Source organism: Chromohalobacter israelensis DSM 3043, from assembly GCF_000055785.1.
In the GTDB taxonomy this organism is placed as follows: Bacteria; Pseudomonadota; Gammaproteobacteria; order Pseudomonadales; family Halomonadaceae; genus Chromohalobacter; species Chromohalobacter israelensis.
This window is the reverse complement of record NC_007963.1, coordinates 95,592-115,873: the sequence shown is the minus strand read 5'-3', so window position 1 is coordinate 115,873 and position 20,282 is coordinate 95,592. Positions and strand designations below refer to the sequence as shown.

The window sequence follows — 20,282 nt, the reverse complement described above, 5'->3', positions numbered from 1 at the left end:
ATGCAGGCCCAGGAGTCGCCATGCACGTCGATTTACTGATTCGTCACGCCACGATCCTCGACGGCCGTGGAGGCGATGCCTTCACCGCCGATGTCGCCATTCAGGGCGAGCGGATCGTCGCCCTCGGCACGCTGGTCGACACCAGCGCCAATGACGTCATCGACGCCAAGGGCCTGACGCTTGCGCCCGGCTTCATCGACGTCCACACCCACGACGATACCAATGTCATCCGCACGCCGGAGATGCTTCCCAAGCTCTCCCAGGGCGTCACCACGGTGGTGGTCGGCAACTGCGGCATCAGTGCCAGCCCGGTCACGCTCACGGGCGACGTGCCCGACCCCATGAATCTGCTCGGCCGCGCGGAAGACTTCCGTTACCCCTCCTTCGCCGCGTACGCCCAGGCGGTCGATGCATCGACACCCAGCGTCAACGTGGCAGCGCTGATCGGCCATACCAGCCTGCGCAGCCAGGTCATGGATCGCTTCGATCGTCCTGCCAGCGACGACGAGATCGCCGCCATGCGCGAGCAGCTGGAGACGGCGCTGGGCGAGGGCGCCGTGGGCATGAGCTCGGGCCTGGCCTACCGCAACGCCTTTTGCGCTCCGACCGAAGAGATGAATGCGCTGGTCGAGGCGGTTGGCCGGGCCGGCGGCGTCTATACCACGCATTTGCGCGACGAGTTCGCCGGGCTCCCCGAAGCGATGGACGAAGCCGTCGCCACCGCCCGGCACGGTCAGGCGCCCTTGGTGATCTCGCACCTGAAATGCGCCGGTGCCGGCAACTGGGGCAACGCGCCCAAGGCCCTGTCGAAGCTCGATGACGCTGCGCGCACCCATGGCGTTCACTGCGACTGCTACCCCTATACCGCCGGCTCCTCGACACTGGACCTGGGCCAGGTCACCGACGAAATCGACATCTTCATCACCTGGTCCGATCCGCATCCGGAGGTAGCCCGTCAGTCTCTCGGGGCCATCGCCGAGCAGTGGGGGCTGTCGCTGATGGAAGCCGCCGAGCGTCTGCAACCGGCCGGTGCGGTCTACCACAACATGAGCGAGGCCGACATGCGCCTGGTGCTGTCACATCCGCTGTCGATGGTCGGCTCCGACGGCCTGCCCAACGACCCGCATCCGCATCCGCGCTTGTGGGGCACCTTTCCGCGCGTGCTCGCGCATTACAGCCGCGACCTGAAGCTGCTGTCGCTGACCGAAGCCGTGCGCAAGATGACCGCGCTCTCGGCGGCCAACTTCGGCCTCGCCGACCGCGGGGTCATACGGGTCGGCGCCTTCGCCGACCTGGTGCTGCTCGATCTCGAGACACTCGAGGATACCGCCACCTACAGCACCCCGATGTCGCTCGCCCGAGGCATCGAGCTGGTCATCGTCAACGGCTGCATCAGCTACCGCCACGGTCAGGCGAGCGGCAAACGTGCCGGACGGCTGCTACGCCGCAACGCTCGGCTTTCGCCAGCCCCGGTTTCCACAGGCATCCACGACGGGCGCGACAGCGCCACATTTCCCTGAGCATTTCAGCCGAACAGGAGAATAGAAGATGAGTATTCAGCGGTATGGCGTCGAAGGAGGCGTCGGCACAGGCGGTCAGAAGCTGCCCTTCGCACGCGCCACCGAAGCGGGCGGTTGGCTGTTCGTCTCGGGCCAGACGCCCATGACGGACGGCGAAGTCGTCGAAGGCAGCATCGTCGAACAATCCCGCCTGGCCTTCGCCAACTGCCTGAAGATCATGGAAGAGGCCGGCTATGGCGTGGAGCACGTCGTGCATGTCACCGCCGTGCTGACCGACGCACGCTACTTCAGTTCATTCAACAAGGTATTCAAGGAGGTGTTCGGCGAGCATCCCCCGGCGCGCATCTGCAGCGTTCAGGACCTGGTGGTCGACTGCAAGGTGGAGGTCGACGTCAAGTGCTACCGGGCGGACAGGGCCTGAGCGATCCCTGGGCGGACGCATAGCGTCGTTCGGGGAAGAGAACGGAAAAGAAAGATGGCCGCGCCCCGGCAAGGGCGCGACCGACAGCGTAAAACCCCATAGGCCATGACATTCCACACTGCCCCGGCCGCGGCAACGGCCGGGACAACAATTATAAGAGGCTATTATGAACAGTCACGTATTCCTCGGTGCCTTCGTCACCTACGTGGTGGCCATGATCGCGTTCGGGTGGTGGGTCTCCCGCCATAGCCGAAGCAATGGCGATGACTTCCTGCTCGGTGGGCGCAGCATCCCGATCTTCCTGACGATCGGGACCACCGTCGCCACCATGGTGGGTACCGGCTCGAGCATGGGCGCGGTCGGCTTCGGCTATGCCAACGGCTGGGCCGGGGCCCTCTACGGCATCGGCGGCTCCATCGGCGTGCTGCTGCTGGCGGCGTGGTTCGCCCCCGTACGCAAGCTGCGCTTCATGACCATGAGCGAGGAGCTTTCCTATTATGTCGGCGCCAACCGCTGGGTGCGCAACATCGTCGCGGTGCTGATCTACATCGCCTGTATCGGCTGGCTCGGCGCGCACATTCTCGGTGGCGGGCTCTATCTATCCTGGATGGCCGACATCGACCTCACCACCGCCCGCGTTCTGGTGGCGCTGGGCTTCGGCATCTACTGCGTGATCGGCGGTTACATGGCCGTGGTGTGGACCGATACCGTCCAGGCGGTGATATTGTTCGTCGGCTTCATCGTGATGGCCATCATCGCATTGTTCGAAGTGGGTGGATTCTCGGGACTGGGCGCCAACATGGACGTCGCCACCACCAGTTTCCTGGGCATCGACAAGATCGGCGTGGTGCCGGCACTGTCGCTGGCGGCGGTCATCGCCGTCGGCGTGCTGGCAACCCCCTCCTACCGTCAGCGCATCTACTCCGGCAACTCGGTCCATTCCGTACGCAAGTCATTCGTGATCACCGGCATTCTTTACATGATCTTCTCGATCATCCCGGCGATCATCGGCATGGCCACCCACGCGCTCAACCCCGGTCTGGACAACAGCAACTTCGCCTTTCCGTTTCTGGCGACCGAGATCCTGCCGCTGTGGCTGGGTTTGTTGCTGCTCGTCGCGGGCCTCTCGGCGACCATGTCGAGCGCCAGCTCGGACGCCATCGCCGGCGTCTCGATCCTGTTGCGCGACGTCTACGTGCTGTTCACCGGGCATACGCCTTCGGCACACAAGGTCGTCTTGCTCTCGCGTCTCGCGCTGATCGCCACCATCGGCCTGGCGCTGCTGTTCGCATTGACCTCCGACAACGTCATCGACTACATCACCAGCATGATCGCCACGGTCATGGCCGGCATGTTCGTGTGTGGCGTGCTGGGTCGCTTCTGGCCGCGCTACAACTGGCAGGGTGCCGTCGCCACGCTCATCGCGGCCTCCGCCACCTCGCTCGCCGTCATCGGCGTCGATAGCTGGAGTGCCTTCTGGGGCAACCCGAGCATTCCCGCCGTGCTGGTCGCACTCCTCGTGGGTGTCGTGGTCAGCCTGATCACCCCCGCTTCGAAGGTGACACCGGAGCAGGCGCTCAAGATCATCGACGACGAGCGTGAGCGCATGGAGATGACCGAGGACCCCGCCGAGGCCATTCATCACAAGACGGCATAACCCCCTCTCTTCCCCTCGCCGCCCCCCGAAGGGGCGGCATCCTGACGCAGATGCATCCCCCTCCTGGAATGCGTAAAATACGCGCCTCGGCCCATTGCCGAACCTTACCCGGTCCGTCCTTTACGGGGACGATTACCAGGAGACAGACATGACCGATTCGCACGACACGCCGCCCATCGTGGTGGCGGCGCTCTATCAGTTCGTCACCCTCGACGATTACGAAGCCCTGCGCGAGCCCCTGCTCGAGACGATGCGCGCCCACGACGTGAAAGGCACCCTGCTGCTGGCCAATGAAGGCATCAACGGCACCGTTTCCGGCACGCGCGAGAGCATCGACGCGCTGCTCGCCTGGCTGCGCGCCGACCCGCGCCTGGCCGCGGTCGACCACAAGGAATCCTACTGCGACGCGCATCCTTTCTATCGCACCAAGGTCAAGCTCAAGCGCGAGATCGTCACCCTCGGCGTCGACGGGGTGGATCCCAACCAGAAAGTCGGCACCTATGTCGAACCCGAGGACTGGAACGACGTCATCGCCGATCCGGAGGTCCTGGTCATCGATACGCGCAACGATTACGAAGTGGAAATCGGCTCGTTCGAGGGCGCCATCGACCCACAAACCAAGACGTTCCGCGAGTTTCCCGACTACGTGAAGGCGCACTACGACCCCGCCAAGCACAAGAAGGTGGCGATGTTCTGCACCGGCGGGATTCGCTGCGAGAAAGCTTCCAGTTTCATGCTGAATGCAGGCTTCGAGGAGGTGTATCACCTCAAGGGCGGCATTCTGAACTATCTGGAGAAGGTGCCCGAGTCGCAGTCGCGCTGGCAAGGCGAATGCTTCGTGTTCGACAACCGCGTGACCGTGCGCCACGATCTCGCCGAAGGCGAATACGACCAATGCCACGCCTGTCGCCGGCCGATCTCCGAGGCCGACATGGCCTCCGAGAAATACGAGCCCGGCGTGAGCTGCCCGCATTGCTGGGACAGCCTGCCGGAGAAGACGCGCGCCAGTGCCCGCGAACGCCAGCGTCAGATCGAGCTCGCCAAGCAGCGCGGCGAACCGCACCCGCTGGGGCGCGACCCGCGCCAGATATGAAGGCAGGCAGCTATAGCTGCCGAGCAGACCAGCACGACAAGGCCCCGTACTGCGGGGCCTTGTCGTGCATGACCGGACGTGTAACCTGAGGCATAAAGAACCACTAAGTGAATGGCAGGGACGCAGCTAATGACAACTCTCACGCCAGAGCAGCAGGCACGCCGGCGCATAGATCGACAGCTTGAAGAGGCTGGCTGGATTGTGCAGTCGATGAGCGAACTCAACCCCGCAGCCGGACGAGGCGTCGCCGTCCGCGAATACCCGACCGACAGCGGACCCATGGATTATCTGTTGATGGTGGATCACCAGGCCGTGGGCGTCATCGAGGCCAAGCGTGATGACGAAGGTCATCGACTGAACGCGGTGGAGCTCCAGTCGGCGCGCTACGCAACCTCCAGCCTCAAGCACCTGGGCCAGGTAGCACTGCGCTTCGTCCATGAAGCGACCGGGGAAATCACGCGCTATACGGATAGCCGCGATCCCAAGCCTCGAGCGCGAGAGGTATTTCAATTCCCGCGCCCCGATACCCTGGCGCAACGACTCAAAGAACCGGAAACCCTGCGCGCTCGCTTGACGCATGTCCCGACTCTGCAACCTCATGGCCTGCGCGACTGCCAACTCCACGCCATTACCAACCTGGAGCAGTCGTTGGGTGAGAACCGGCCACGCGCGCTGATCCAGATGGCCACCGGTGCCGGCAAGACCTTTACCGCCATTACCTCTATCTATCGGCTACTCAAGTTCTCCCAGGCCAAACGGGTGTTGTTCCTGGTGGATACCAAGAACCTCGGCGAGCAGGCCGAAGGGGAGTTTCACCAGTACATCCCTCAGGATGACAACCGCAAGTTCACCGAGCTCTATACCGTCCGGCGCCTGACCAGCAGCCATATCCCCGATGATGCCCAGGTCATCATCTGCACTATTCAGCGCCTGTACTCGATCCTCAAGGGCGAACCGCTCGACGAGGCGACGGAGGAAACGGTGCCGGATGGCGCCGCCATCCTGCGCAAGCCGCCACTGCCGGTAATCTATAATGCGCGCATCCCGCCGGAATTCTTCGAATTCATGGTCATCGACGAGTGCCATCGCTCCATCTACAACCTGTGGCGTCAGGTACTGGAATACTTCGATAGCTTCCTGATCGGCCTCACCGCGACCCCGGACAACCGGACCTACGGCTTCTTCCAGCAGAACGTAGTCAGCGAATATACCCTCGAGCAATCCGTGGCGGATGGCGTCAATGTCGATCACCGTGTCTGGCGCATCGATACCGAGATCACCCAAGCCGGCGGCCGCCTCGAGGCAGAGGAGTTGGTAGAAAAACGCGAACGCCTAAGCCGCAAGAAGCGCTGGGAACAGCTCGACCAAGAGATCGATTACCAAGGCACCCAGCTCGATCGCTCCGTAGTCAACCCTTCCCAGATCCGTACCGTGATTCAGGCCTTTCGCGATGGCCTGCCGCAGATGTTCCCGGACCGGGTCGACGACGACGGCGCCTTTCAGGTGCCCAAGACCCTGATCTTCGCCAAGACCGACAGCCATGCCGACGACATCATCCGCATCGTTCGCGAGGAGTTCGGCGAGGGCAACGAATTCTGCAAGAAGATCACCTACCGCATCGACGAAGACCCCAAGAGTGTGCTGGCCAGCTTCCGCAATGACTACCATCCGCGCATCGCCGTGACCGTGGACATGATCGCCACCGGCACCGACGTCAAGCCGCTGGAATGTCTGCTGTTTATGCGCGATGTGAAGAGTCGCAACTACTACATGCAGATGGTCGGGCGCGGCACCCGCAGCCTCGACGCGGACGGGCTGGCAGTAGTCAGCAACGCCGCGCGTGGCCCCAAGCAGGAATTCATCCTGGTCGATGCGATCGGCGTCAAAGATTCCCAGAAGAAGGAAACCGGCAGCCTCGAAAAAACGCCCAGCTATTCCCAGAAAGATCTAATGAACGCAGTGACGATGGGTGTGCGTGACGAGGAGGTCCTGAGCTCCCTGTCCGGGCGTTTCGCCCGATTCGCCAAGCGCCTCGACGCCGAGCAGCAGCGCCAGGTCAAGGACCTCACCGGCGGCGCCAGCCTCAACGACCTGGCCGGCCAGCTACTGAAGGTGGACGACCCCGATGCCATCGACGCCCAGACCCGGAAACACTTCAACCTGACGCCCAACGAAACGATCACCAGCACCCAATGGGATGAAGTACGCAAGCAGCGTGCGCAACAGGCCTGCGCACCGATCACCGGCCCGTTGAACACCCTGCTCGAAGACATTCGCGAGCGTCAGGAGCAGACGCTGGATACCGTGAATATCGATACCGTCACCCACAGCGGCTGGGACCGCGATCTCGACACCCAGCGCGCCCACCTGCGGCAGGAATTCGAGCAGTGGCTGCAAAGCCATCGCGATGACATCACCGCCCTGACCATTTACTATGCCCAGCCTCAGCGTCGGGCCGAGATCACTCAACAAACCATCGCGGCACTCTTGGAGTCGCTTAAGCAGGAGAGACCCAGGCTGGCCCCGGTCAGGATATGGGACGCCTACGCCGCTCTTGACGACGTACAGGTAAAGCGCCCGGAACAAGAGCTCGCACAGATCGTCGCCCTGGTGCGCCGCGCCTGCGGCTGGGACGACAAACTCACGCCCTATGCCGACACCGTGCGCGCAAATTTCAAGAAGTGGATCTTCGCCAGGCATGCCGGCAACCAGACCAAGTTCAGCCCCGAGCAGCAGGCCTGGCTGGAAATGATCCGCGACCATATCGCCGTATGCCTGCACCTCGAAGTCGATGACCTCGACTACATTCCCTTCAATGAAGAAGGCGGCGCGGGGAAGATGTATCAGCTATTTGGTGACGAGATGGACCGGGTGATCGATGAAATCAATGATGCATTGGCAGCATAATGAATAGTCCAATTGATGAGGCATTACCAGTGCACTCTATGGAAAAAAAATTAGCTAATATAAAAACACCTCACTGGTTATGGATAGAGCATAACCAGATAGCGGAGATCAACCCAAAGAAGCCTAAACTCGATGAAGAGCTTTCAGTTTCCTTCATCCCGATGGGCGCTGTAGCAGAAGAGTCTGGCCGCTACACCACCGACGACAGCAAGAAATTCGAAGACGTAAAAAAAGGATATACTTACTTTTCAGATGGCGACATCCTTTTTGCTAAAATCACTCCTTGCATGGAAAACGGAAAAGTTGCACTTTTGAGCAACCTAACCAATGGCGTCGGCTTTGGGTCCACAGAATTCCACGTATCACGCCTAACCGAAGCCGTTGAAAAAAAATTTTATTTTTATTTTTTTGTTTCCAAGAGTTTCAGAAAACAAGCTCAAGCCAACATGGCTGGCAGTGCCGGCCAGCTTCGTGTCACCACTGACTACTTTAGCAATGTCAGCGTCCCACTTTGCCCTACCAGAGAACAACAGCGAATTGTCACCAAGATAGAGGAGCTTTTCTCCGAAATCGATAGCGGTGTGGAAAGCCTGAAAACCGCCCAGGCCAAGCTCAAGACCGCCCGCCAGTCACTGCTCAAGGCCGCCTTCGAAGGCAAGCTGACCGAGCAGTGGCGAAAAGACAATGCCGATCGACAGGAAAGCCCGGAAGCCTTGCTGGAGCGGATTCAGGCCGAGCGCGAGGCGCACTACCAACAGCAGCTGACCGACTGGCAACATCAGCTCAAGGACTGGGAAGCCGCCGGCAAGGAAGGCAAGAAACCCCGCAAGCCCAAGGTGCCCAAGGCCCTGCCACCATTGACACAGCAAGAGCTGGCCGAGTTACCAGAATTGCCGGAGGGGTGGAAATGGATAAACCTGGGTAACATTTCGGAGATATCAGGCGGCATCACCAAGAACCAAAAACGTCAATCATTGCCACAAAAAAACCCTTTCCTTCGGGTGGCCAATGTATACGCGAACAAGCTGGAACTGGATGACATCCACTTCATCGGGACTACTCCTGATGAAGCAAAAAGAGCAAAACTAAAAAAAGACGACCTGCTTATCGTCGAGGGAAATGGAAGCCCTGACCAAATAGGAAGAGTCGCAAAATGGGATGGATCGATAGAGCACTGCACACACCAAAATCACTTGATACGTTCAAGATTGGCAAGCCCAATCAGCGCTGATTTTGTCCTGCATTTTCTTCTCTCGGCAACAGGAAGAAAAGCAATTAAAAAAGTGGCTAGCTCTACATCTGGTCTTTACACACTCAGCCTTGCAAAAGTTGAAAAGCTTTGCATCCCTGTTTGCTCAAAAAACGAGCAGATGATGATTGTCGATCAACTTGAGTCACGCCTCTCCCAACTCGACCAATTGGAGCGGACCCTGACCGCTTCCATGAAACAGGCCGAAGCGCTCAAGCAGTCCATCCTCAAGCGCGCCTTCGCCGGTCGACTGGTGCCTCAGGATCCCGACGACGAGCCGGCCAGCGAGCTGTTGGCGCGCATCCGCGCCGAGCGGGAAAGCCAGCCAAGGGCCCCTCGCAAGCTGCACAGGGAACCGACGCCATGACTACGGCCGCCGCCCTGCTGGAGCAGTTGCGTTTGCTGGATGAGTCCGAGCGCGTTGAAGCCAAGCGGGCTCAGAAGTTCGGCAAGTCGATGCTGGAAACCATCTGCGCTTTCGCTAACGAGCCGGGGCTGGACGGTGGTCATCTATTGCTGGGCGTGGTCGAAGATCAGGGCCATTACCGGGTCGAAGGCGTGCCCGACCCCGATACCCTGCTGAATGACCTGCATTCTGCCTGTGCCTCGACGTTCAATGTGCCGCTACGGGTCCAGGCGGCTACCGAGCTGGTGGAAGGCGAGCGGCTGGTGGTCATCCAGGTGCCCGAGGCCCGGCCGGCCGACAAGCCGGTGTATTTCGTCAAGTCGGCCCTACCTCGGGCCGCCTGGCGGCGCGGCCCCAACGGCGACTACCGCTGCAACGAGCATGATCTCGAGGTGCTTTACCAACAGCGTTCCCAGGTTGAGTTCGATCGCTCGGTGCCACACGGCGCCACCCGCGACGATATCGACCCGGATGCCCTCGACGACTATCGCCGCGACCGCCGGGCCATGAACGCTCAGGCCGAGGAACTCGGCTATAGCGATGACGAGCTGCTCGAAGCTTTGGGGGCCGCCATCTGGCAGCACGGCGAGCTGAAGCCGACCCTGGCCGGCATCCTGCTCTTCGGGCGGCGCATGGCCATTCGTCGGCTGGTGCCTGCCCATCGGGTCGACTACATCCGCGTGACCGGCAAGGAGTGGATCGAGGACCCCGACGAGCGCTTCACCACCATCGACATGCGCGATACCCTGCCGCGGCTGATCAACCGCGCTGTGGCGGCGGTGTTGGATGACCTGCCCATGGCTTTTCATCTGCCACAGGGCAGCCAGCAACGCGCGGACCGACCGCTGATCCCCGCCAAGGTCGTGCGCGAGGCCATCGTCAACGCCCTGATGCACCGCAACTATCGTGCCCACCAACCGTTGCAGATCATCCGCTTCAGCAACCGCATCGAGGTGCGCAATCCCGGCTATTCGCTCAAGCCCGAGGAACAGCTAGGCCTGCCTGGCAGCGCCTGGCGCAACCCGACCCTGGCGACGGTGCTGCACGAAGTCGGCTATGCCGAAACCAAGGGCAGCGGCATCCGCGTCATGCGCCGCCAGATGGAACAGGCGGGGCTGACGCCGCCGGTCTTCGAGTCGGTGCGTCATGAGGATCGCTTCATGGCGACCCTGCTGTTCGTGCATTTCCTCGATGATGAGGCGGTGGAATGGCTCAAGCATTTCCGCCACTGGCAACTCTCCGATGAGGAGTGCCGCGCTCTGCTGTTCGTGCGCGAGACGGGGCGCATCACCAATGCCGACTATCGCGACCAGAATCGCGTCGACACCCTGGCCGCCAGTCAGCAGTTGAGCCGACTGCGCGACCTCGGGCTACTCCACCAGGTTCCCAAGGGCGCCGAGACCTATTATCTGCCCGGTGAACATTTTCCCATGCAGGGCAGCCCGGCCATGGAACTGCTCTCTGTATTGGACCGCGACCTGGCTGCCGAACAGGAGAACTTACCTCAGGAGTCAGGCGGCTTACCTCAGGAGTCAGGCGGCTTACCTCAGGAGTCAGGCGGCTTACCTCAGGAGCCGGAAGGCCAGTCACGGGAGTCGCTTATCGCCGAGCTTCCCGGCTGGCTGGCGCTACGGCTCGAGGCCATCGGCCAGCGTTCCCGAGACAAGCGTCGGGTACGAGAGCTGCTGCGGGCGCTGTGTGCCGAGCGCCCCTATCGGGCGGCCGAACTCTCCCGGCTGTTGAAGCGCAACCAGGAATACCTTCAAAAAGAATATATTACGCCGATGCGCCAGGCAGGAGAACTGGCGTATCAGTATCAGGACGACCCCAACCGTCCTGATCAAGCCTACGTATCGCCTACCGCCAATAGAGAAGCCGAATGAACGCTCAAACCCTGGCCAATAAAGTCTGGAACTTCTGCCATACCCTGCGCGACGACGGGGTGGGCTATGGCGATTATCTCGAACAGCTCACCTATCTGATCTTCTTGAAGATGGCCCACGAGTACAGCCAGCCCCCCTATCGCCGAGACACCGGGATTCCCGCAGGCTACGGCTGGCCCTCGCTCGTCAGGCGCACCGGCGCCGAGCTCGAGGCCCACTATCTCGACCTGCTGCGTACCTTGGGCCAGCAATCGGGCACGCTGGGGCAGATCTTCACCAAGGCACAGAACAAGATTCAAGACCCCGCCAAGCTCGCTCGCGTGATTCACATGATCGACGCCGAGAAGTGGGCCATGCTGGATGCCGACGTCAAGGGCGACATCTACGAGAGCCTACTGGAGAAGAACGCCGAAGATACCAAATCCGGCGCCGGCCAGTACTTCACGCCGCGCGCCTTGATTCAGGCCATGGTCGCATGCGTACAACCACAACCCGGCAAGACCATCGCCGACCCTTCCGCCGGCACCGGCGGTTTCTTCCTAGCCGCTTACGACTGGATCACCGAGCATCATGGTGCCCGGATGGATCGCGAGCAGAAACAGTTCCTCAAGCATCATGCCTTTCACGGTAATGAGATCGTCGCCAATACTCGGCGGCTGTGCCTGATGAACCTTTTCCTTCACAACATCGGGGAGATCGATGATCAACCCAACATTGCACCCACCGATGCGTTGATCGGCCCGGCCCCGGCGCGTTATGACTACGTGCTGGCCAACCCGCCATTCGGTCGCAAGAGCTCGATGACCGTCACCAACGAAGAAGGCGAACAGGAAAAGGAAGACTTCGTTTACAACCGACAGGACTTCTGGGCGACCACTTCCAACAAGCAACTCAATTTCGTCCAGCACATCCGCACCATGCTGAAGGAAAACGGCCAGGCCGCCGTGGTGGTGCCGGACAATGTGCTGTTCGAGGGCGGGGCGGGCGAGACCGTGCGCCGCAAGCTGCTGACCACCACCGAGCTGCATACCATCCTTCGGCTCCCCACAGGCATCTTCTACGCCAACGGCGTCAAGGCCAACGTGCTGTTCTTCGATAACAAGCCAGGACGCGCCGAGCCGTGGACGAAGGACATCTGGATCTACGACTACCGCACCAACGTTCATCACACGCTTAAGAGGAAGCCGCTTCGCCTCGAGCATCTCCAGGAATTCATCGACTGCTACCAACCGGGCCAGCGCGACCGGCGTCAGGAAACCTGGAGCGAGGCGACCCCCGACGGCCGCTGGCGGAAATACTCGCTGGATGAGGTGCTGAAACGCGACAAGGTCAGCCTGGATATCTTCTGGCTGAAGGATGAATCGCTTGGAGACATGGATAACCTACCTGAACCGGACGTGCTGATAGGCGACATCATCGAAAACCTAGAGGCTGGCCTTGAGGCGTTTCGCAACGTGGCCCAAGGCCTTGAGAACTCAAGATAGCGGCCCTGGCAACAACGCCGTCTCCAAGTCGGCGTTGTTGCGTACCTGCTCGTCCCGCTTCCAACCACTACAGCGTAATGACGATCCCCCCGAGTGCCAGGATGGCCACAACCGCCCAGGCCGGCCATTTCCAGACGCTCAAGAGCAGAAAGCCCACCAGGGCCAATGCAAATTCGTGCGGCCCGACCACCACGCTGGTCCACACCGGCTGGTAGAGAGCGGCCCCCAGAATGCCCACCACGGCGGCATTCGCGCCTCGCATCAATGCCTGCACGCGTTCCAGGCGCCTGAAACCGTTCCAGTGGGGCAGCACGGCCACCAGCAATGCGAGCCCCGGCAGGAAGATCATGATGAGTGCCAAGGCCGCGCCCAGCAGCGGCACGGACAACGCCCCCATCTCGGCGCCGAGATACGCCGCGAAGGTGAACAGAGGCCCGGGCACCGCCTGGGCGGCGCCATATCCCGCGAGAAAGCTATCGGGCGTGACCCAGCCCGACTGGACGATCTCGCTTTCCAGCAGCGGGAGCACCACATGCCCGCCCCCGAAGACCAGCGCACCGGCCCGGTAGAAGGCATCCGCCATCGACAGCACCGGGGACGACGACACCCAGGCCAGCCCGGGCAGCCCGATCAGCAAGGTGACGAAACACACCGCTGCGATTCGTGCGGCACGTCGAGATACCGGGAAGTGCAAACCTCGCGACCCGGGATCGCCTTGGTCTCGATACGCCGAGTCCCGGCACAACAGCATGCCGCCCACCGCACCGGCGAGAATGGCCGCTATCATCCCCGCCGGACCGCCGATCAGCACGACGATCAGCACCGCCGCCAGCGCAATGCCGGCACGCCGCTGATCCGGGCACAGCTTGTGCGCCATGCCCCAGACCGCATGGGCGACGATCGCCACGGCCGCCACCTTGAGCCCATGCAGGATACCCTCGCTGACCGGCCCGTCGAAGGATGCAGCCCCTGACGCGAACAGCACCAGCACGAGGGCCGAAGGCAAGGTGAAGGCCGTCCAGGCGGCGGCGGCTCCCCATCCCCCACCTCGCAACAGTCCCAGCGCGAAGCCAACCTGACTGCTGGCCGGACCCGGGAGAAACTGACACAGCGCCACCAGATCCGCGTAGTCCGCTTCCGACAGCCAGCGGCGACGCGTGACGAACTCGGCACGGAAATACCCCAGATGGGCAATGGGGCCACCGAAGGAGGTCAAACCCAGCACCAGAAAGGCAAAGAAGACTTCCTTGATACGTTCGATGGAATGACGAGCATCTCGCATGGGACCGGCTCCCGAGCAAGCGGATGAGGAGAAACCAGCGCTCACCGTGCCCGCCCTTACCGTTGAACACCACCACGACGGCGTTTCACGTCCTCCGGGGCGCTTTCGCTTTACCACATGGCCTCGACTGCCTACATTGCAGAGGCGCTCAAGGAGTGAGCGCTCACGAATTCATTGAGCGGCAGGAGGCCTGCATGTCATCCCTTCCCTATCCCAGCCACGCCGACCCGCGCCGCACTCTGCTGGCCAGCGCGTTGATCGGCATCGGCTGCATGGCGGCAGTCGACGAAATCATCTTCCACCAGTTGCTGGCCTGGCACCATTTCGTCGATCGCGACACGGCCTTCGCGCTGGCCTCCGACGGCGTGCTGCACGCCATCGAGCTGGTCCTGCTGGTGGTCGGCTTCTTCATGATGATCGAACTGCATGGCGCCGGGCGCCAAGCACCCGGCTACCGTGGCCCGGGGTTTCTTCTCGGCGCGGGCGGCTTCCAGGTTTTCGATGGCGTGGTCGACCACAAGATCCTGCGCCTGCATCAGGTACGCTACGTCGATGACCTGTGGCTCTACGACATCGCCTGGATCGGTTTCGGTGTCGTCGTCCTGGCGATCGGCTGGCTATTGCTCAGGCGCGCCCGGCGCGGTCACGCTACAAGTCAGCATTAGCCTCCGACGTGTACATGCCCAACGTCGCGCAATGGCTCGCGCTGCTGGCCGCAACGCTGTATCTGGCCGGCGTGTGGCGCACCCGACACGCCGGCAAGCCATGGTCGCCCTGGCGCAGCGCCAGCTTCGTCGTCGGTACCATCACGCTCGCCGTGGCGTTCGCCGCCCCGGTCAATGCCTTCGCGCACCACGACCTGCGCGGGCACATGTTGCAGCACCTGCTGGTCGGCATGTTCGCGCCCCTGGGGCTGGTATTCGGTGCACCGATGAGCCTGCTGCTGCGCAACCTGGCGCCGCCCCGAGCACGGGCAATGGTCACGCTGCTGGGCAGCATGCCGGTGCGGATAGTCAGCCATCCGCTGAGCGCCGCGCTACTCGATATCGGCGGCATGTATCTGCTGTATCTGACCCCGCTGTACACCCAGAGCATCGCCACCCCCTGGCTGCACCACGTCATCCATCTGCACTTCGTGATCTCCGGCTGCCTGTTCAGTTGGGCGATCGCCGGTCCCGATCCGGCACCGCATCGGCCGCGCTGGCGAACACGCCTGGGCGTGCTGATCCTGGCCATCGCCACCCACGCCACGCTCGGCAAACTGATGTACGCCTGGCTGCTCCCGGCAGGCACCGGCGCCAGTCCCGGCGAGATCCAGGCAGCCGCGCAATGGATGTACTACGGCGGCGACCTGGCCGAGCTCTTACTGCTGGTGGCGTTGATGCAGCAATGGTTGCGCGAACGGCAACGCGCCGCACGCGGGAAGCCGCTGCCCGCGGGATGAATGTCGGCGACTGTCTACGACGAGAGCCTCAAGGCAGGCTCACGCGCATCGCCAGCGGGAACTCGTCGCAGTTGTCGCCCGCTCCGCCACGGTCGACCACCAGAAACTCGCCTTCCACGTCGAGCACCGAGTGAATGGCATGCCAGGTGCCGGCGCGGTAGTTGACCCCCTGGCGACCATCGGTGACGAAGGCCCGTACCCGTGCCGGGTCCACGGCCTCTCCCGGTGGCGCGACGACGACGATGAAGCGCTCCCCGTGCAGCGGCATGAACGCCTGACTGCCCAGCGGATGACGTTCGAGAAAGTCCAGCGTCAGCGGCAGTGTCACGGGCTGGCTGACGAAGAGGCTGATCAGCGGCCGAGCCCCCTCGCCGAGCGTTTCGATCCGCGCCAGGTCGTGATAGCGCTGGGTGCGACCGCCGTTGATGGGAAAGCCGTCGGCGTCCCGGCGGTCGATGACATCGCCGAACGGCGCGAAGGCTTCGGCAGTCAGGGGCTGGGCGGTAAGTTCGAGCATGCGTTCTCCTCGGAGGATTGTCTCAGCTCAAGCGCAGCTTCATGTGCCGGTTCACATCCTTGTAGAGCAGATAGCGAAACGGCCCCGGCCCGGCGGCGTAGCAGGATTGCGGACAGAAGGCCCGCAGCCACATGTAGTCGCCGGCCTCGACCTCGACCCAATCCTGATTGAGGTGGTAGATCGCACGGCCCTCCAGCACGTAGAGCCCATGCTCCATGACATGGGTTTCATCGAACGGGATCACGCCCCCGGGCTGGAAGGTAACGATGTTGACGTGCATGTCGTGGCGCACGTCCTGGGGATCGACGAAGCGTGTCGTGGCCCAGCGGCCGTCGGTATCCGGCATGGCAATCGGCGCGATGTCGTTGTCGCTGGTGACGAAGGCTTCGGGCACTGCCAGCCCCTCGACGAACTCGTAGGCCTTGCGTATCCAGTGGAAGCGCACCGGCGCGTCGCTGCCGTTGCGCAGCTGCCAGTCGCAGCCCGGCGGCAGATAGGCATAGCCTCCCGGTCCCATCGCGTGCGCTTCCCCCGCGATGGTCAGCGTCATCTCGCCCTCGACCACGAACAGCACGCCCTCGGCGCCTTCGTCCGGCTCCGGCCGCTCGCTGCCGCCACCGGGCGAGACCTCCATGATGTACTGCGAAAACGTCTCCGCGAAGCCGGAAAGCGGCCGCGACAGCACCCACAGCCGGGTCTTCTCCCAGTGCGGCAGGAAACTGGTGACGATATCGCTCATCACCCCCTTGGGAATCACCGCATAGGCCTCGGTGAAGACCGCGCGACCATGAATCAACTGGCTCTGCGGCGGCAAACCGCCATGGGGGGCGTAGTAGGTTCTTTCAGGTGCGTCGTGGCTGCGTTGTGACATGAGAGGTTCCTCGCTTTTCAAGCCGGGTGCGTTGCCGCCCAGTGACGCGCGATATCCACACGCCGGGTTATCCACACCCGGTCATGGGTCTCGAGGTGATCGAGGAAGCGCTGCAGCGCGCGGAAGCGTCCGGGGCGGCCGATCAGTCGGCAATGCAGACCAATGGAGAGCATCTTCGGTGTTTCCGCGCCTTCTGCGTAGAGCACGTCGAAGGCATCGCGCAGGTACTGGAAGAAGGGCTCGCCGTGGTCGAAGCCGGTGGGCGAGGCGAAGCGCATGTCGTTGGTATCCAGCGTGTAGGGCACGATCAGGTGGCGGTGCGTCTGGCCCTGACTGTCCTGGACGTCGCTCCAGAACGGCAGATCGTCACCGTAGTAGTCGCTGTCGTAGAGGAAGCCGCCCTGATCGAGCAACAGCCGCCGTGTATTGGGGCTGTCGCGACCGGTGTACCACCCCAGGGGCGCCTCGCCGTACAAGCGGCGGAACACCTCGATGGCACGCTGCATGTGGTCGCGTTCGAGTGCTTCCGGCACGTTCTGGTAGTGAATCCAGCGCCAGCCATGGCAGGCGATCTCGTGGCCCAGTTCCTGGAAGGCCTGGGCCACCTCGGGATGACGCTCCAGCGCCATGGCAACGCCGAATACCGTCAACGGCAACCCGCGGCGCTCGAACTCGCGCAGCACGCGCCACACCCCCGCCCGCGAACCGTATTCGTAGATCGACTCCATGCTCAGGTGGCGGTCGGGATAGGCCTCGGCCCCGGCGATCTCGGAGAGAAACTGTTCGGAGTGGCTATCGCCGTGCAGCACGCTGTTCTCGCCACCCTCTTCGTAGTTGAGGACGAACTGCACGGCGACGCGGGCCTGGCCCGGCCAGTTCGCTTGCGGTGGCGTGCGGCCATAGCCGACGAGATCGCGTGGGTAAACCTCGGACGGATCGGTGGAGGATGCCATGCCCATGAAGACTCCCGGTTTATTGTTGTGCCGCTCGGATTACCTTAGCGTGCGTTGATGTATACAAAAAATCAATCCCTCGTCGCGCCCTTGCCGGTGCCTCGACTCACGGGTCGACGAAAACGCCATCCGGCGGATCTCGGCGGCTCGAGGCATGCCTGGCGCGGCAGCCGTCCGACATCAGGTCGATCCGGCATTGACTTATTTTGTATTCAATACTAGAAATTTTGTAGACAAAACATGCGCGGTCCAGTCGCGCACCCAAGGAATGCCCCATGCGCTTGCACCTCATCAACCCCAACACCAGCACCGGCATGACGACACGCATCGGCGAGTCCGCCAGCCGCATCGCGGCCCCGGGTACCCGGATCGTGGCCACGCAACCGGAAAGCGGCCCGGTGTCCATCGAGGGTCACTTCGACGAGGCGATCAGCGCCGTGGGCGTGACCGAGGAAATCGCCAAGGGCGAGCGCGACGGCAGCGATGCCTACATCATCGCCTGCTTCGGCGACCCTGGGCTGATGGCGGCCCGGGAGCTGACCCGCGCGCCGGTGCTGGGCATCGCCGAGGCCGGCTTTCACGTGGCCAGCCTGATCAGCACGCGCTTTTCCATCGTCACGACGCTGAGCCGCACCGGCATCATCGCCGAGCACCTGCTGCAGGCCTATGGCTTCGCGCATCATTGCCGTCGGATCCGTGCCGCGGAAATCCCCGTGCTCGACCTGGAGGACGATGGCGACGCCGCCCTCACGCGGGTGATCGAGACCTGCCGGCGCGCCCGGGACGAGGACGGCATCGGCGCCATCGTGCTCGGCTGCGGCGGCATGGCCGATCTGCGTGCCACCATCGAAGAAGCAGTGGGCATCCCCATCGTCGAGGGGGTCACCGCCGCCGTGAAACTGGCCGAGGCGCTGGTCGGCCTCGGGCTCGGCACCAGCAAGCATGGCGACCTCGCCTTTCCGCGTCCCAAATCCTTCACCGGCCATTTCGCCCATTTATCACGCTAATGCCCGCAAACGGGGGGAGCCACGTTTTCGCGCCACGACCCATACTCGCTAACGCTCAAGCCTGAAGCAGCCTAAATCATCGCCGGCGTCCTCTTACCGATAATCACAACACCAGGGCGCCTGAAAGATAGCCACACAGCAGCACGCTACGCCACTCGGACGTCCCCCAGCGGGGCGCACAACAACAAATCGCGGGGCACGGTCCCGCCCGAGGAAAGCGTCATGACAAGCGACTCCGCCACGTCGGAAGGGCCGCGCCCTGCCGGCAAGGCACCGGGACAAGAATCCCTGGACCCACAGCGTACCCGCATCATGGGACGCCTCTCCTATCTACTGGCCTGGTTCGGTGGCTGCGTGTCGATCGGCACCTTCGCCATGGGCTCGAGCATCGTCGGTACGCTCAACCTGTTGCAGGCCTCGCTGGCGATCGCCATCGGCTGCTTCGTGATCGGCGTCGCGCTGACGATCAACGGCGCCGCCGGCTACAAGTACGGCATTCCTTTCATGGTCCAGGCACGCAGCGCCTTCGGCTTTACCGGCACACGCTTGCCGGGGCTCATCCGCGCGGTGCCGGCCATCGTCTGGTACGGATTTCAGAGCTGGATCGGCGCCGGCGCCCTGAACGCCGTCTCGTCGACCCTGCTGGGCTTCGACAATCTGGTGTTCTATTTCATCGCCTTCCAGCTCTTGCAGATCGCCCTGTCGGTGTTCGGCTTCCAGGGCATCAAGTGGCTGGAAAACATCGGCAGTGGCTTCATCCTGGCCTCGCTGGTCTACATGTTCTTCAGCGTGCTCGACAAGTACGGCGATGTGATCGGCGAACAGCTGATCGACATCGACGGCACCTGGGGACTGCCCTTCTGGGGCGCGACGATGCTGTTCCTGGGCATCTACAGCACCATGATCCTCAATGCCAGCGACTACTCCCGCGAGCTCAAGCACGGCAGCGGGCCGGGGCTTCTGACCACGCTCTACGCCATGTCGATTTTGCCCTGCACGCTGTTCATGGGCTTGATCGGGCTAATGGTCTCCGGTGCCACCGGCGTCGCCGATCCCATCGATGTCTTCGCCAATGCCGTCGACAATCCACCGCTTCTGATCACCACCCTGTTGTTCATTGCCTTCGCCCAGGTCACCACCAACGTGCTCAACAATGTGGTGCCCCCCACCTACGTGCTGATGGACGTCTTCAAGCTGAAATTCCGCAGCGCCACCGTGATCGTGGGGTTGCTGGCCTTCGCGACCTTTCCCTGGGAACTGGTCAAGGACGATTCCGCGGCCGGACTGCAGCTGTTCGTGCAGACCTATTCGGCGTTTCTGGGGCCGATCTTCGCGATCATGGCGGTGGATTATTACCTCATTCGCCAGCGCACGCTGGATCTCGACAAGCTCTATGACGCGCATGGCCCTTATCGCGGCATCAATTACGCCGCCTGCATCGCCACGCTGATCGGCGCCCTGGTGGCGCTCAACGTCTCGGCGGTCTCGTGGTACGCGAGCCTGCTGCCGGCCGGCCTCGCCTATTACCTGCTGATGCGCCACTGGCCGGCCTGCCGGCGTTTCAACCAATGACGATCACGCTGTCCTC

At 62.6% G+C, this 20,282-nt stretch carries 16 protein-coding genes; 12 read left to right on the top strand and 4 right to left on the bottom strand.

The annotated features are described in order from the left end of the window. Window positions 1–20: 20 nt before the first annotated feature. From CSAL_RS00470 to CSAL_RS00435, 8 genes are all read left to right on the top strand, one after another. Complete coding sequence (locus tag CSAL_RS00470; RefSeq protein ID WP_011505401.1) at window positions 21–1,520, top strand: N-acyl-D-amino-acid deacylase family protein; 1,500 nt, start codon at window positions 21–23, stop codon at window positions 1,518–1,520. 28 nt (window positions 1,521–1,548) lie between these two features. Then, window positions 1,549–1,941, top strand: coding sequence for a RidA family protein (locus tag CSAL_RS00465; protein WP_011505400.1), 393 nt, complete (start codon window positions 1,549–1,551; stop codon window positions 1,939–1,941). A gap of 166 nt (window positions 1,942–2,107) precedes the next feature. Next, on the top strand, window positions 2,108–3,598 hold the full coding sequence (locus tag CSAL_RS00460; protein ID WP_011505399.1) for a sodium:solute symporter family protein: 1,491 nt from the start codon (window positions 2,108–2,110) through the stop codon (window positions 3,596–3,598). A gap of 148 nt (window positions 3,599–3,746) precedes the next feature. After that, complete coding sequence (gene trhO, locus CSAL_RS00455) at window positions 3,747–4,691, top strand: oxygen-dependent tRNA uridine(34) hydroxylase TrhO (protein ID WP_011505398.1); 945 nt, start codon at window positions 3,747–3,749, stop codon at window positions 4,689–4,691. 210 nt (window positions 4,692–4,901) lie between these two features. After that, on the top strand, window positions 4,902–7,598 hold the full coding sequence (locus CSAL_RS00450) for a type I restriction endonuclease subunit R (RefSeq protein ID WP_244846431.1): 2,697 nt from the start codon (window positions 4,902–4,904) through the stop codon (window positions 7,596–7,598). Then, a complete protein-coding gene (locus CSAL_RS00445; RefSeq protein WP_011505396.1) occupies window positions 7,598–9,214 on the top strand; it encodes a restriction endonuclease subunit S in 1,617 nt (538 codons plus the stop codon). The genes CSAL_RS00450 and CSAL_RS00445 overlap by 1 nt, the downstream gene beginning before the upstream one ends. Further along, a complete protein-coding gene (locus CSAL_RS17880) occupies window positions 9,211–11,136 on the top strand; it encodes a DUF8451 domain-containing protein (RefSeq protein ID WP_011505395.1) in 1,926 nt (641 codons plus the stop codon). The genes CSAL_RS00445 and CSAL_RS17880 overlap by 4 nt, the downstream gene beginning before the upstream one ends. After that, complete coding sequence (locus tag CSAL_RS00435; protein ID WP_011505394.1) at window positions 11,133–12,620, top strand: class I SAM-dependent DNA methyltransferase; 1,488 nt, start codon at window positions 11,133–11,135, stop codon at window positions 12,618–12,620. The genes CSAL_RS17880 and CSAL_RS00435 overlap by 4 nt, the downstream gene beginning before the upstream one ends. 67 nt (window positions 12,621–12,687) lie before the next feature. On the opposite strand, the gene chrA is transcribed toward CSAL_RS00435, so the two are convergent. Then, window positions 12,688–13,902, bottom strand: a complete 1,215-nt coding sequence (gene chrA / locus CSAL_RS00430) for a chromate efflux transporter (RefSeq protein ID WP_011505393.1) — start codon at window positions 13,900–13,902, stop codon at window positions 12,688–12,690. Between the two features lie 194 nt (window positions 13,903–14,096). Between chrA and CSAL_RS00425 the strand changes: the two genes are divergently transcribed. Further along, window positions 14,097–14,567 (top strand): DUF2243 domain-containing protein, encoded by a 471-nt coding sequence (locus tag CSAL_RS00425; RefSeq protein ID WP_011505392.1) that lies wholly within the window; start codon window positions 14,097–14,099, stop codon window positions 14,565–14,567. Between the two features lie 14 nt (window positions 14,568–14,581). Beyond that, window positions 14,582–15,346, top strand: a complete 765-nt coding sequence (locus CSAL_RS00420; RefSeq protein ID WP_011505391.1) for a cytochrome c oxidase assembly protein — start codon at window positions 14,582–14,584, stop codon at window positions 15,344–15,346. A gap of 28 nt (window positions 15,347–15,374) precedes the next feature. On the opposite strand, the gene CSAL_RS00415 is transcribed toward CSAL_RS00420, so the two are convergent. From CSAL_RS00415 to puuE, 3 genes are read right to left on the bottom strand one after another with little or no spacing between them, the layout of a single operon-like run. Beyond that, window positions 15,375–15,863, bottom strand: a complete 489-nt coding sequence (locus CSAL_RS00415) for an ureidoglycolate lyase (protein ID WP_011505390.1) — start codon at window positions 15,861–15,863, stop codon at window positions 15,375–15,377. 22 nt (window positions 15,864–15,885) lie between these two features. Beyond that, a complete protein-coding gene (locus CSAL_RS00410) occupies window positions 15,886–16,734 on the bottom strand; it encodes a bifunctional allantoicase/(S)-ureidoglycine aminohydrolase (protein WP_011505389.1) in 849 nt (282 codons plus the stop codon). A 17-nt stretch (window positions 16,735–16,751) separates the two neighbouring features. Then, the gene (gene puuE, locus CSAL_RS00405; RefSeq protein ID WP_011505388.1) at window positions 16,752–17,693 is read right to left on the bottom strand and encodes an allantoinase PuuE; all 942 of its coding nucleotides are present in this window, start codon (window positions 17,691–17,693) and stop codon (window positions 16,752–16,754) included. Window positions 17,694–17,962: 269 nt separating this feature from the next. Between puuE and CSAL_RS00400 the strand changes: the two genes are divergently transcribed. Continuing rightward, a complete protein-coding gene (locus CSAL_RS00400; protein WP_011505387.1) occupies window positions 17,963–18,694 on the top strand; it encodes an aspartate/glutamate racemase family protein in 732 nt (243 codons plus the stop codon). A 222-nt stretch (window positions 18,695–18,916) separates the two neighbouring features. After that, window positions 18,917–20,266: an NCS1 family transporter gene (locus CSAL_RS00395; RefSeq protein WP_011505386.1), complete on the top strand. Its 1,350-nt coding sequence runs from the start codon at window positions 18,917–18,919 to the stop codon at window positions 20,264–20,266. Window positions 20,267–20,282: the final 16 nt, after the last annotated feature.

What these genes read in the sequence shown, in the direction of transcription:
- CSAL_RS00470 (WP_011505401.1), top strand. Translation starts at nt 21, where the DNA reads ATGCACGTCGATTTACTGATTCGTCACGCCACGATCCTCGACGGCCGT.
- CSAL_RS00465 (WP_011505400.1), top strand. Translation starts at nt 1,549, where the DNA reads ATGAGTATTCAGCGGTATGGCGTCGAAGGAGGCGTCGGCACAGGCGGT.
- CSAL_RS00460 (WP_011505399.1), top strand. Translation starts at nt 2,108, where the DNA reads ATGAACAGTCACGTATTCCTCGGTGCCTTCGTCACCTACGTGGTGGCC.
- trhO (WP_011505398.1), top strand. Translation starts at nt 3,747, where the DNA reads ATGACCGATTCGCACGACACGCCGCCCATCGTGGTGGCGGCGCTCTAT.
- CSAL_RS00450 (WP_244846431.1), top strand. Translation starts at nt 4,902, where the DNA reads ATGAGCGAACTCAACCCCGCAGCCGGACGAGGCGTCGCCGTCCGCGAA.
- CSAL_RS00445 (WP_011505396.1), top strand. Translation starts at nt 7,598, where the DNA reads ATGAATAGTCCAATTGATGAGGCATTACCAGTGCACTCTATGGAAAAA.
- CSAL_RS17880 (WP_011505395.1), top strand. Translation starts at nt 9,211, where the DNA reads ATGACTACGGCCGCCGCCCTGCTGGAGCAGTTGCGTTTGCTGGATGAG.
- CSAL_RS00435 (WP_011505394.1), top strand. Translation starts at nt 11,133, where the DNA reads ATGAACGCTCAAACCCTGGCCAATAAAGTCTGGAACTTCTGCCATACC.
- chrA (WP_011505393.1), bottom strand. Translation starts at nt 13,902, where the DNA reads ATGCGAGATGCTCGTCATTCCATCGAACGTATCAAGGAAGTCTTCTTT.
- CSAL_RS00425 (WP_011505392.1), top strand. Translation starts at nt 14,097, where the DNA reads ATGTCATCCCTTCCCTATCCCAGCCACGCCGACCCGCGCCGCACTCTG.
- CSAL_RS00420 (WP_011505391.1), top strand. Translation starts at nt 14,582, where the DNA reads ATGCCCAACGTCGCGCAATGGCTCGCGCTGCTGGCCGCAACGCTGTAT.
- CSAL_RS00415 (WP_011505390.1), bottom strand. Translation starts at nt 15,863, where the DNA reads ATGCTCGAACTTACCGCCCAGCCCCTGACTGCCGAAGCCTTCGCGCCG.
- CSAL_RS00410 (WP_011505389.1), bottom strand. Translation starts at nt 16,734, where the DNA reads ATGTCACAACGCAGCCACGACGCACCTGAAAGAACCTACTACGCCCCC.
- puuE (WP_011505388.1), bottom strand. Translation starts at nt 17,693, where the DNA reads ATGGGCATGGCATCCTCCACCGATCCGTCCGAGGTTTACCCACGCGAT.
- CSAL_RS00400 (WP_011505387.1), top strand. Translation starts at nt 17,963, where the DNA reads ATGCGCTTGCACCTCATCAACCCCAACACCAGCACCGGCATGACGACA.
- CSAL_RS00395 (WP_011505386.1), top strand. Translation starts at nt 18,917, where the DNA reads ATGACAAGCGACTCCGCCACGTCGGAAGGGCCGCGCCCTGCCGGCAAG.